The sequence below is a fragment of the Oceanicola granulosus HTCC2516 genome (assembly GCF_000153305.1).
GTDB classification, from domain to species: domain Bacteria; phylum Pseudomonadota; class Alphaproteobacteria; order Rhodobacterales; family Rhodobacteraceae; genus Oceanicola; species Oceanicola granulosus.
This window is the reverse complement of the sequence record NZ_CH724107.1, coordinates 1,557,016-1,569,180: the sequence shown is the minus strand read 5'-3', so window position 1 is coordinate 1,569,180 and position 12,165 is coordinate 1,557,016. Positions and strand designations below refer to the sequence as shown.

At 69.7% G+C, this 12,165-nt stretch carries 11 protein-coding genes and 1 riboswitch; of the genes, 8 read left to right on the top strand and 3 right to left on the bottom strand.

What is annotated here, in order from left to right; translation table 11 throughout:
- Positions 1-295: NADH-quinone oxidoreductase subunit NuoE family protein (locus tag OG2516_RS07405; protein ID WP_007255018.1), on the bottom strand; the 295-nt coding region annotated here is incomplete at its 3' end.
- A gap of 48 nt (positions 296-343) precedes the next feature.
- Complete coding sequence (locus OG2516_RS07400; protein ID WP_007255017.1) at positions 344-841, bottom strand: MgtC/SapB family protein; 498 nt, start codon at positions 839-841, stop codon at positions 344-346.
- A gap of 94 nt (positions 842-935) precedes the next feature.
- Here OG2516_RS07400 and OG2516_RS07395 point away from each other — a divergent pair, with 94 nt between their 5' ends.
- From OG2516_RS07395 to OG2516_RS07375, 5 genes are all read left to right on the top strand, one after another.
- Positions 936-1,838 carry a DMT family transporter gene (locus OG2516_RS07395; RefSeq protein ID WP_007255016.1) on the top strand — a complete coding sequence of 301 codons (903 nt, stop codon included), beginning with the start codon at positions 936-938 and terminating at the stop codon, positions 1,836-1,838.
- 10 nt (positions 1,839-1,848) lie between these two features.
- Positions 1,849-2,457 carry an inner membrane-spanning protein YciB gene (locus OG2516_RS07390; protein ID WP_007255015.1) on the top strand — a complete coding sequence of 203 codons (609 nt, stop codon included), beginning with the start codon at positions 1,849-1,851 and terminating at the stop codon, positions 2,455-2,457.
- A 36-nt stretch (positions 2,458-2,493) separates the two neighbouring features.
- A riboswitch (SAM riboswitch) is annotated at positions 2,494-2,571 on the top strand.
- A gap of 48 nt (positions 2,572-2,619) precedes the next feature.
- Positions 2,620-3,807, top strand: a complete 1,188-nt coding sequence (metZ, locus tag OG2516_RS07385; protein ID WP_007255014.1) for an O-succinylhomoserine sulfhydrylase — start codon at positions 2,620-2,622, stop codon at positions 3,805-3,807.
- 82 nt (positions 3,808-3,889) lie between these two features.
- A complete protein-coding gene (gene folE2, locus OG2516_RS07380) occupies positions 3,890-4,996 on the top strand; it encodes a GTP cyclohydrolase FolE2 (protein ID WP_007255013.1) in 1,107 nt (368 codons plus the stop codon).
- A gap of 48 nt (positions 4,997-5,044) precedes the next feature.
- The gene (locus OG2516_RS07375; RefSeq protein ID WP_007255012.1) at positions 5,045-6,493 is read left to right on the top strand and encodes a TrkH family potassium uptake protein; all 1,449 of its coding nucleotides are present in this window, start codon (positions 5,045-5,047) and stop codon (positions 6,491-6,493) included.
- Between the two features lie 116 nt (positions 6,494-6,609).
- On the opposite strand, the gene OG2516_RS07370 is transcribed toward OG2516_RS07375, so the two are convergent.
- Positions 6,610-8,388, bottom strand: a complete 1,779-nt coding sequence (locus tag OG2516_RS07370) for a serine protease (RefSeq protein WP_050769118.1) — start codon at positions 8,386-8,388, stop codon at positions 6,610-6,612.
- A gap of 203 nt (positions 8,389-8,591) precedes the next feature.
- Here OG2516_RS07370 and OG2516_RS07365 point away from each other — a divergent pair, with 203 nt between their 5' ends.
- From OG2516_RS07365 to glyS, 3 genes are read left to right on the top strand one after another with little or no spacing between them, the layout of a single operon-like run.
- Positions 8,592-9,512, top strand: a complete 921-nt coding sequence (locus OG2516_RS07365) for a glycine--tRNA ligase subunit alpha (protein WP_007255010.1) — start codon at positions 8,592-8,594, stop codon at positions 9,510-9,512.
- Entirely contained in the window at positions 9,509-10,015 is a 507-nt protein-coding gene (locus OG2516_RS07360; RefSeq protein WP_007255009.1) for a DUF6446 family protein, read from the top strand. The genes OG2516_RS07365 and OG2516_RS07360 overlap by 4 nt, the downstream gene beginning before the upstream one ends.
- 58 nt (positions 10,016-10,073) lie before the next feature.
- Positions 10,074-12,158 carry a glycine--tRNA ligase subunit beta gene (glyS, locus tag OG2516_RS07355; protein ID WP_007255008.1) on the top strand — a complete coding sequence of 695 codons (2,085 nt, stop codon included), beginning with the start codon at positions 10,074-10,076 and terminating at the stop codon, positions 12,156-12,158.
- Positions 12,159-12,165 lie beyond the last annotated feature (7 nt).

The window sequence follows — 12,165 nt, the reverse complement described above, 5'->3', positions numbered from 1 at the left end:
CCTCGGCCGGGTCCAGCCCCTCCTCCAGGGCCGCAAGCAGCGCCTCGGCCCCGGCGAGCTCGCACGACAGCGATTCGCAGACCCGGATGGTCAGCGCGGGCGGCGGCAGCTCGTCTTCCTTCACCAGATCGAAGTGCGCGTAGAACGACGCCACCTCCCAGACCTCGGCCTGCCCGACGCGCAGCTCCTCGGCGAGGGCGCGCAGGTGGGCGGCGGAGAGGTAGCCGTAGCGGTCCTGCACGAGGTGCAGGTACTCGATCAGCAGGTCGCGGCGGCGCGGGCCGGGGCCGCGCAATCGGGCGACGTCCCCCAGCGAGGCGTCCGGCCTATGCGGGTCGCTCCGTCAGATATCGTCGTCCGGCCCCTTCATCCCGGTGCGCCGCTCGATCCAGCCGAGGAGGCCGATGACCACCAGCGTGATCGCCGTCGCGATGGCGGCGAGGGGGATCTGGCCGACGCCGCAGGCCAGCCCGATCGCCCCCGAGAGCCACATCGACGCGCCGGTGGTGACGTTGCGCACCTTGCCCTGGTGCTGGAAGATCAGCCCGGCGGCGAGAAAGGCGACGCCGGCGGTGACCGCCTCGATCAGGCGGATCGGGTCGGTCCGCTTGGCGTCGTTGCCGAAATCGAGCGTCGACAGCTCCTGGCCGACGATCACGAACAGCGCCGCCGCCACCGCGATCAGCATGTGCGTGCGCAGCCCCGCCGTCTTCTCGCGCCACTCGCGCTCGGCCCCCACGATGCCTCCGAGCAGCAGCGCCGACAGCAGCCGCACCGTCGAGGCCGTCGGCGACACGGCGGCGAAGCCGGGCTGGATTTCATCGATCAGGCTTTCCCACATCGTGACACGCGCTCCTCGTCTTCTGGTGGACAAACAGTGACATGGCGCGCGCTGTTCCCTTGCCAAGCGCCGGGATTGGCGCGAGGAGACGCGCATGGGCGAGTGGCTTGTATCGATTGCCGGGACACCGGAGGGGGCGCGGCTGGCGACGGCGCTGGCGCTCGTCTCGGCGCTCGCGCACGCGATCTTCGGCGCGCTCCAGAAGGGGCGGCACGATCCGTGGCTGATGCGCGGCTCGATCGACTTCTGGCTCGTCTGCTTCAGCGCCCCCGTCGCGCTGTTCCTCGTCCCCTGGCCGACGGGAACCGGCCTGCTGATCCTGCTGGGCGCGCTCGTCGTCCATTTCGGCTACAAGCTCACCGTCGCGCTGGCCTACGACCGGGCGGCCTACACCGTCGTCTACCCGGTGATCCGGGGCACCGGGCCGCTGGTGACGGTGCTGGCGGCGTCGGTGTTCTTCTCCGAGCACTTCACGGCGGTGCAGTGGCTCGGCGTCGGCTGCCTCTCGGGCGGCATCCTGCTGCTCGCGGCGCGCAACCTCTCCGAGGAGAAGGTCGACGGGCGCGCGCTCCGGATCGGGCTGGCCTGGGCGGCGCTGGGCGGCGTGCTGGTGGCGCTCTATACCACCTACGACGCCTTCGGCATCCGCCAGGCGGCCAACCCGTTCACCTTCCTCGCCTGGTTCTTCTTCATCACCGCGCTCGACTTCCCGGTGATCGCCTACCTGCGCTACCGCCGCACCGGCGCGCCCGGCGGCGTCGGCTCGCTGCTGCGGCGCGGGGCGGCGGGGGCGCTGATCGCGTGGGTCTCGTTCGGCGGCGTCATGATGGCGACGCGGCTCGACAAGATCGGCGAGGCCGCGGTGCTGCGCGAGACGTCGACGGTGTTCGCCGCGCTCATCGGCTGGTTCATCCTCGGCGAGAAGGTGGGGCCGCGACGCCTCGGTCTCATGTGTTTGATCGCGCTCGGGGCTGTCATCGTCGAACTGGGAGGGTAAGGATCGGGCCATGGCAGAGAAGCAGATCAACCCCGTCCTGAAGCAGGTGCTCGAACTGGGCCCGACGCTCGTGTTCTTCCTGATCTACCTGCGCCTGCGCGACCGGACCTTCACCTGGGGCGAGACGGAGTATTCCGGCTTCATCGTCGCCACGCTGATCTTCGTGCCGGTGCTCCTGGTGGCGATGGGGATCCTGTGGGCGCTGACGAAGAAGCTCAGCCGGATGCAGGTCTTCACCGCCTTCATGGTGATCTTCTTCGGCGGCCTGACCGCGTGGTTCAACGACGAGCGCTTCTTCAAGATGAAGACGACCATCGTCTACGGCATCATGGCCGCGCTGCTCGGGATCGGGCTGCTGCGGGGGCAGTCGTGGCTCGAGTGGGTGATGGGCGAGCTGCTGCCCATGCGCCATGAGGGCTGGATGATCCTGACCCGCCGGCTCTGCGCCTTCTTCATCGCGCTGGCGCTCGCCAACGAGCTGATCTGGCGCACCCAGACGACCGACCTGTGGGTCAAGCTCGAGACGTTCGCGATGCCGGCGGCGCTGATGGTGTTTCTCTGGGTGCAGATCGTGGCGCTGCAGAAGTACCTGATCGAGCCGCCCGGCGAGGGCTCGTGAGCCGCGCTTGACCGCCGCCGGCGGCGGCGCTATGGCAGCGCGCATCGTGGCGATTTGTTACCGGATTGCGGGCCACGTTAAACATGCCGCTAAAGAGGTCTCGGGCGCAGACCCCGATACCTTGGCCGGTGTCGGGGTTTTGTTCTGGAAGGGCGCCCAAAGATGACCGACTACGCGAAGAAGACCAGGGCCGTGCACGGCGGCACCCGCCGCTCGCAGTACGGCGAGGTGTCCGAGGCGCTCTACCTGACGCAGGGCTTCGTCTACGACAGCCCCGAGGCCGCCGAGGCCCGCTTCGATCAATGCGGCCCCGACGAGTTCATCTATGCCCGCTACGGCAACCCGACCGTGCGCATGTTCGAGGAGCGCATCGCCGCGCTCGAGGGCGCCGAGGATGCCTTCGCCACCGCCTCCGGCATGGCCGCCGTCAACGCCGCGCTGACCTCGATGCTGCGGGCGGGCGATCATGTCGTCTCGTCGCGCGCGCTGTTCGGGTCCTGCCTCTACGTGCTCGAGGACGTGCTGATGCGCTTCGGCGTCGACGTCACCTTCGTCGACGGCACCGACCTCGACCAATGGCGCGCGGCGCTGCGCGACGACACGAAGGCGGTGTTCTTCGAGAGCGTCGCCAACCCGACGCTCGAGGTGATCGACATCGCCGCCGTTTCCGAGCTGGCCCACGCCGTCGGCGCCAAGGTCATCGTCGACAACGTCTTCGCCACCCCGGTCTTTTCCGACGCCATCGCGCAGGGCGCCGACGTCGTCGTCTACTCCGCCACCAAGCATATCGACGGGCAGGGGCGGGTGCTCGGCGGGGTGATCCTCGGCACCCGCGAGTTCGTGCGCAAGACGGCCGAGCCCTACATCAAGCACACCGGCGGCGCGCTGGCGCCGTTCAACGCGTGGCTGCTGCTCAAGGGTCTCGAGACGATGGACCTGCGGGTGCGCGCCCAGGTCGCCACGACGCTCGAGCTCGCCACCGCGCTCGCGGGGCGCGACGATCTCGAGCGGGTGATCTACCCCGGCCTGCCCGACCACCCCCAGCACGACCTCGTCCAGCGCCAGAACGGCTCGGCCGGCACCGTCCTGTCGATCGACTGCGGCAGCAAGGCCCGGGCCTTCGCAATGTTGAACGCGATCAACCTCTGGACCATCTCGAACAATCTCGGCGATGCGAAGTCGATCGTCACCCATCCGGCAACGACCACCCATTCCCGCCTGTCGCCCGAGCAACGCGAGGAGCTCGGCATCACCGACGGCCTGCTGCGCCTGAGCGTCGGGCTGGAGGACGCCGCCGACTTGCTCGCCGACCTCGAAGCCGGTCTCGCCGCGGCCTCGGGGCAGGGCTAACGCCGCGCCTCGCGGTGGTTTTCCCTAGCATCGTGTCTCGGCGTACCCATATGTTGGGCAGACGTTGAAGGGGACGTTGACGATGAATCTGCATGCACCTGACGTCGATCGGGAGATTTCCCGCGCCGAAGCCGAAGACGCGCTCGCCCTCGTGCGGCGCTGGGCGGAGCTGCGCACGCCCGAGGAGGTCGCCGCGCTCGATCCGGTCATTTCGCGACTCCTGCCGGCGGGGGAGGTGTCCAACTACCCGGCCCTGAGCCGCCGCTACCCCGACGATTTCGACGCCGACGCCGCCTACAAGGCGACGATGCCCGACCTGCAGAACGGCCCGACCTCGCTGATCCGCGGCGAGGCGACCCAGATCCAGCATGTGGGCATCTCCAACTTCCGCCTGCCGATCCGCTACCGCCTGCGCGACGGCGGCGAGGTGACGCTCGAGACGAGCGTGACCGGCACGGTGAGCCTCGAGGCGGAGAAGAAGGGCATCAACATGTCCCGGATCATGCGCAGCTTCTACAGGAACGCCGAGGAGGCGTTCTCCTTCGGCGTCATGGCCCGCACCCTCGACGACTACCTCGCCGATCTCGAAAGCCTCGACGCCCGGCTGATGATGCGCTTCTCCTTCCCGGTGAAGGTGAAGAGCCTGCGTTCCGGCCTCGAGGGCTACCAGTACTACGACATCGCGATGGAGCTGGTGGAGCACGCGGGCACGCGCAAGAAGATCTTCCACCTCGACTACGTCTATTCCTCGACCTGCCCCTGCTCGCTGGAGCTCTCCGAGCACGCCCGCCAGCAGCGCGGCCAGCTCGCGACCCCGCACTCCCAGCGCTCGGTGGCGCGCATCAGCCTGCTCGTCGATCCCGAGGCGACGGAGCGGCTCTGGTTCGAAGACCTCATCGACCTCGCCCGCGCGGCGGTGCCCACCGAAACGCAGGTGATGGTCAAGCGCGAGGACGAACAGGCCTTCGCCGAACTCAACGCCGCCAACCCGATCTTCGTCGAGGACGCCGCCCGGCTGTTCTGCGAGCGGCTCCGGGCGGACGCGCGCATCGCCGACTTCCGCGTCGTCGCCAGCCACCAGGAGAGCCTGCATAGCCACGACGCCGTCTCGATCCTCACCGAGGGCGACACCTTCGCCGCCGAGAGCCTCGATCCGAAGCTCTTCGCCACGCTGCACCACCCGGGCTGAGGCCCGCCGCGCTTGACAGCGGGCAGGGGCTCGCGCACAGGCTCCGCCATGCTCGACCTGCGCCCCGTCGGATACGTGATCGGCCTGCTCGTGGCGGCGCTCGGGCTGACGATGCTGGCGCCGCTGGTGTCCGACCTGACGACGGGCAACGGCCACTGGCCGGTTTTCCTCGAGGCCGCCACCGTCACCACCTTGTTCGGCGCCCTCACCGCTCTCGCCTGCCGCAACGGGGTGACGGAGGGGCTGACGATCCGGCAGACCTTCCTGCTCACCTCGCTGGTCTGGATCGTGCTGCCGGTCTTCGGCGCCGTCCCCTTCATGCTCGGCGCGACCAACCTCGGCTTCACCGACGCCTTCTTCGAATCCATGTCCGGCCTCACCACCACCGGCGCCACGGTGATCGGCGGGCTCGAGGCGCTGCCAGAGGGGCTGAAGCTCTGGCGCGGCATCCTGCAATGGCTCGGCGGCATCGGCATCGTCGTCGTGGCGATGGTGTTCCTGCCCGAGCTGCGGGTCGGGGGGATGCAGATCTTCCGCTCCGAGGCGTTCGACACGATGGGCAAGATCCTGCCCCGCGCCACCGAGATCTCGTCCCGCATCTCGGTGATCTACGTCGCCCTGACCCTGTCCTGCGCCGTCGCCTACGCGGGCACCGGGATGAACAGCTTCGACGCGATGGTCCACGCGATGACGACCGTCTCGACGGGCGGCATGGCCAACTTCGACGCCTCCTTCGGCGCCTTCGGGGCCGGCGCGCACTACGTCGCCGTCGTCTTCATGATCCTCGCGGCGCTGCCCTTCGTGCGCTACGTCCAGCTCATCGGCGGCCACGCCTCGCCGCTGCTGCTCGACCGCCAGGTGCGCGGCTTCTTCGTCACCATCGCGATCATCGTCCTCACCCTGAGCCTGTTCCTCGCCGACACCGTCCACGGCTTCACCGAGGTCGCCTTCCGCGAGTCTCTGTTCAACGTGGTCTCGATCATGACGGGCACGGGCTATTCCAGCGCCGACTACATGCTCTGGGGGCCGTTCGCGGTGACGATCTTCTTCTTCGTCGGCCTGATCGGCGGCTGCGCCGGCTCGACGGCCTGTTCGATCAAGATCTTCCGCTACCAGCTGCTGTTCGCCTCGATCCGCACCCAGATCAAGCGCATCCACTCGCCCCACGGGGTCTTCACCCCGCGCTACGACGGGCGCACCGTGAGCGACGACATCCTGAACTCGGTGATGGCCTTCTTCGTCGCCTTCATCGTCAGCCTCGGCCTCGTGACGGTTGCGCTGGGCCTGACCGGGCTCGACTTCATCACCTCGGTCTCCGGCGCCGTCGCCGCGCTCGGCAACATCGGCCCCGGCCTCGGCCCCGAAATCGGCCCCGCCGGCAATTTCAACGGCCTGAACGACACCGCCAAGTGGATCCTGAGCTTCGCAATGTTCGTCGGCCGCCTCGAGGTCCTCTCGGTGATGACCATCCTCACCTGGCACTTCTGGCGCGCCTGACCCCCGAGGCGGGCCGCCCCAGGTCTCTGTTCTTCAAATATCCCCGCCGGAGGCGGCGACCGGCGCCCACGACCGCGCCGACCGGGAAAGGGCGGCGCCGGGCACCGCCCTCGAGCTCACCAGCAGCTCACCAGCACCGTGAGGTCCGCCGCCCGCAGGGTCAGCGTCTCCGCCGGCAGCCGCTCGAGCCGGTCGGTGGTGCTTACCGCGAACCCGCCCTCGCGCAGGGAGGCGACGATGGTGTCGCTGTCGACGGCGAAGCTCACCCCCGACGGCAGCACCGTGCTGCCGTTGTCGTCGCGCGGCTTGAGCATCCCGAGGACCGTGCCGCCGGCGTCGAGCAGCGGGCCGCCGGCGTCGCCGGGCTGGGCCGCGAGGTCGAGGCGGTTGAGCTGGTCCTCGCCGGCGAGGCCGCGGATGTCGGCGAGGGTGCCGAAGGTCACCGCCGGGGCCGCGAGCAGGCCGCCGTAGGGATAGCCGGCGACGGCCACCTCCGACTTCAGGCGCGGCACGTTCGACTGGAACTCCGCCACCCGGCGCGGCGCCAGCGCGCTCTCGGGCCGCAGCACCGCGAGGCCGAGCTCCGCGTCGGTGTGGGCGATCTCGGCGCCGTAGCGGTCCTCCACGAGGATGTCGCTGCAGCCCTCGGTGGCGTCGAGGGTCGTCAGCACGCTGCCGCGCGCGTCGATGTAGAAGCCCGAGCGGGTCAGGCGCGGCTCGCGCAGCTCGAGGCCGGAGACCATGTTGACGGACTGGCTCTCGTCGGGCGGCGCGATGGCCGGGTCGAGCACGCCGTCGATGCGCGCGAAGCTGCCGCGCATGTTGGCGAGCACCCGCGTGCGGCGGTCCTCGTCGCCTGCCGGCCAGACCAGCATGAACCCCTTGATCTCGCCGCCCTCGAGCGACGCCTGCACGTAGGTGCGGAAGTCGTCGCCCACCGCGTCGATGCGGAACTCGCGCGCCGAGCGCGACCGCTCGCCCTCGGGGGGCACGATCTCGAGCGTCTGCAGGATCTCGTAGAGCCCGAAGAAACGGTCCTCGTCGCCGCGCTGCGAGATCAGGATGACCCGCGCCGGCAGGGTGGCCGGGTCGGTCGGCTCGAACATCGCGAAGGGCGGGTCGTAGCGCTCGAACGCGACCGCGCCGGTGGGGATCTGCATCTGGATGCCGGTCTCCTCGTCGCGCACGACCTGCAGGTCGAGGCCTTCGAGGATGGCGTTGTAGTCCGAGACCAGCTCCGCGCGCTGGCGGGTGGTGAGCACGCCGGTGCGCTGATAGCCCTTCTCCGCCTGCCAGCTCGACATCGCGTTGCGGGTGCCGCCGCCGAACAGGCCGTCGATCGCCGCGTCGTAGTGGCCGGCCCACTCGAGGGCGACCTGCAGCATCATCTTCTCGTCCCGGCTCAGCGCCGCCTCGGACTGGCGCGCCTCGGAGAGACTCTCCTCGGGGATGGCGGCCACGTCCTCGGGCAGGGGCGTCTCGGCGACCTCGGCCGCGTCGGTCTCGCCGGTGCTGCCGCCGGGGCCGCCGTAGCGGGTGGGCAGGGGCTGGGCGACGGTGGGTGCGCCGGTGCCGACGGGCCAGAATTGCTGGCGGAAGTTGCCGCCGTCCACGAGGTAGGCGTCGGCCGGGATCGCCCGCTCCGACTTGAGCTGGCGCACCACGATGCCGGCGTCGTCGGGCGTGTAGGGGCCGAGGGCGATGGCGTAGAAGCCGCCGCCGATGGCGAACCCGGCGACGTTCTCGAGCCGGTTGGAATAGCCGCGGGCCGCGGTCTGCGCACCCGACAGGGTGCGCTGCGCCTCGAGTTGGACCCAGACCGTCTCCTGCGCGGCGGCCGACATCGGCCACATCATCGCCAGCGCCAGGAACAGGCCCCAAACACGTCGTATCATTTCCGTCTATCCATCCGTCAAAGGTCTGCTCCGCCCGGCGCGCGGCCGGCGGATGATCGGCGCAGACCCTAGCGCCGCTGGCTGCGGCGTCAGCTTGAATCGGCCGTGCATGGCAAGGAATTGATCGGCCGTGGCGCAATTGACCCGCTCCGCCCCGGGGCCTATGGACGGCCCGGAATTCGCCGCGACCGGACGGAGGGACGATGGCCGACAAACCGCGCAGTTTCCAGGAGATCATCCTGCGGCTCCAGACCTACTGGGCCGGCAAGGGCTGCGCCGTGCTGCAGCCCTACGACATGGAGGTCGGCGCCGGCACATTCCACCCCGCCACCACCCTGCGCGCCCTCGGCCCCAACGCCTGGGCCGCCGCCTACGTCCAGCCCTCGCGGCGCCCCACCGACGGGCGCTACGGCGAGAACCCGAACCGGCTGCAGCACTATTACCAGTTCCAGGTGCTCATCAAGCCGAGCCCGCCCGACCTGCAGGAGCTCTACCTCGGCAGCCTCGAGGCGATCGGCATCGACATGGCGCTGCACGACATCCGCTTTGTCGAGGACGACTGGGAGAGCCCCACGCTCGGCGCCTGGGGGCTCGGCTGGGAGGTCTGGTGCGACGGCATGGAGGTGAGCCAGTTCACCTATTTCCAGCAGGTCGGCGGCCACGATTGCCACCCGGTCTCGGGCGAGCTGACCTACGGGCTCGAGCGGCTCGCGATGTATGTGCTCGGCATCGATCACGTGATGGACATGCCGTTCAACGCCCCCGACGCGCCGATCCCGCTCGCCTACGGCGACGTGTTCCGCCAGACGGAGCGGGAATACAGCCGCTGGAACTTCGACATCGCCGACACCGACCTGCTCTTGCGCCATTTCGAGGAGGCCGAGGCCGAGTGCCGCCGCATCCTCGACGCCCCCGACACCGATCCCAAGACCGGACGCGAGATCGTCATGGCGCACCCGGCCTACGACCAGTGCATCAAGGCGAGCCACATCTTCAACCTGCTCGACGCGCGCGGCGTGATCTCCGTCACCGAGCGGCAGGCCTATATCGGGCGCGTGCGGACGCTGGCGAAGGCCTGCGCCGACGCCTTCGTGCGCACGGAGGCGGGCGGGGCCGCGGCATGACCGGCAGGATCGCCGTCATCGCGACCCTCCTCGCGGCGCTGCTCCTGGGCGGTGGGCTCTATTACAGCCAGGTCTACGCCTACTACGACGAGATCCCCGCCGAGGTTGCAAATGTGCAAGTTCTGTCGGCTGAGACGGGGGAGCCGCTCGCGCTGCGGTTCGAAAACTTCAACGGCATCGATTCCACATCCTCGCCGATCCGCTACCGCGCCTGCTTCGAGCTGCCCGTGATGCCGCCCGAGGCCGCCCGCTACGAGGTCCCCGTGCCGCTCACTGCGCCCGGCTGGTTCGACTGCTTCGACGCCGCCGCCATCGGCGCCGCGCTCGAGCGCGGCGAGGCCGAGGCGTTCCTCGCCGCCGAGAATGTCGTCTACGGCGTCGACCGCGTAATCGCCCGCTTCCCCGACGGGCGCGCCTTCGCCTGGCACCAGCTCAACCGGTGCGGCGAGGTCGTCTACGACGGCGATCCCGCCCCCGAGGGCTGCCCGCCCGCGCCCGAGTAACCTCTCGCCCCCGCTGCCGCGCCGCGTTAAGGCACGCGCGCAACGAAAGGATGTGCAGATGCCCGACCTGCTGATCGAGCTCCTCTCCGAGGAAATCCCGGCCCGGATGCAGGCCAAGGCCTCGGACGACCTCAAGAAAATGGTGACGGACGGTCTCGTCGAGGCGGGGCTGACCTACGCCTCCGCGGCCGCCTTCGCCACGCCTCGCCGCCTGGTGCTGCATGTGGAGGGGCTGACCGCCGAGAGCCCCGACACCCGCGACGAGCGGCGCGGCCCGAAGGTCGGCGCGCCCGACAAGGCGGTCGAGGGCTTCTGCCGCGGCGCCGGCGTCGACCGCGCGGCGCTGGAGGAGCGCGACACCGGCAAGGGCGCCTTCTGGTTCGCCGTGATCGAGCGCAAGGGCCGCAAGGCCGCCGACATCGTCGCCGAGGTGCTTGAGACGACGGTGCGCGGCTTCCCCTGGCCGAAGTCCATGCGGTGGGGCAGCGGCTCCCTGCGCTGGGTGCGGCCGCTGTCGTCGATCCTGTGCATCCTCTCCGACGAGGGCGGTGCCGAGGTGGTGCCGCTCGAGATCGACGGGCAGCGCGCCGGGGCCGTCACCCGCGGCCACCGCTTCATGGCACCGGGCGAGATAAGTGTCGGCGACTTCGAGGATTACGAGGCGAAGCTGAAGCGCGCCAAGGTGATGCTGCGCCCCGACGAGCGCGCCGAGGCGATCTGGAACGACGCCACCAACATGGCCTTCTCCGCCGGACTCGAGGTGGTCGAGGACAAGGGCCTGCTGCGCGAGGTGGCGGGGCTCGTCGAGTGGCCGGTGGTTCTGATGGGCGAGATCGGCGAGAGCTTCCTCGGCCTGCCGCCCGAGGTGCTGCAGACGTCGATGAAGGAGCACCAGAAGTTCTTCTCGGTGCGCGCCCCCGATGGCCGCATCACCCGCTTCGTCACCGTTGCCAATATCGAGACGGCCGACGACGGGGCGACGATCCTGGCGGGCAACCAGAAGGTGCTGGCGGCGCGGCTTTCGGATGCGAAGTTCTTCTGGGAGAACGACTTGCGCGTCGCCGAGGCCGGGATGGAGCCGTGGCTCGAAGCGCTCGGCAACGTCACCTTCGAGCGCCGCCTCGGCAGCCAGCAGGACCGCATCGGGCGCATCGCGACGCTGGCGCGCGCGCTGGCCGGCCCCGTCGGGGCCGATCCCGAGCTCGCCGAGAAGGCGGCGCGCGTCGCCAAGGCCGACCTGTCGTCGGAGATGGTCTACGAGTTCCCCGAGCTGCAGGGCCTGATGGGCCGCTACTACAGCGCCGCCGCCGGCCTGCCCGACGAGGTCGCGCGCGCCTGCGAGGAGCACTATTCCCCCCTCGGCCCCTCCGACGCGGTGCCCACCGCCCCGGTTTCCGTCGCCGTTGCGCTGGCGGACAAGCTCGACACGCTGACGGGCTTCTGGGCGATCGACGAGAAGCCGACGGGCTCGAAGGACCCGTTCGCCCTGCGCCGCGCCGCGCTGGGGGTGATCCGGCTGGTGCTGACGAACGATTTGCGGCTGTCGCTTAAGGATATCTTCAGAGATTCGGCTCAGATTGTCTCCGAGCAACTGCAAGGAGACATCACCACAGACACCGACGACCTGCTCGCCTTCTTCCACGACCGGCTCAAGGTCCACCTGCGCGACGAAGGCATTCGCCACGATGTCATCGACGCGGTCACGGCCATGCCCGGCAACGACGACCTCGCCCTCCTCGTCGCCCGGGCGCGGGCGCTGAGCGATGTGCTGAAGACGGACGATGGGGAGAACCTGCTGCAAGGTTTCCGCCGCGCCAACAACATCCTCAGCCAGGCCGAGGCGGCCGACGGGGTGGAGTACAGCTACGGCGCCGACGTCAAGTTTGCCGAGAGCGACGCGGAGAAGGCGCTGTTCGCCGCCCTCGACGAGGCCGAGCCGAAGATCGCCGAGTCGCTCGCCCGCGAGGACTTCGCCGCGGCGATGGCGGCGATGGCCGGGCTGCGGGGGCCGATCGACGCCTTCTTCGAGGACGTGCAGGTCAACAGCGACAACCAGGTCCTGCGGCGCAACCGGCTCAACCTGCTGAGCCGGATCCGCCAGATCTGCCTGTCGGTCGCAGACCTCACCCGCGTCGAAGGTTAGCGAAACC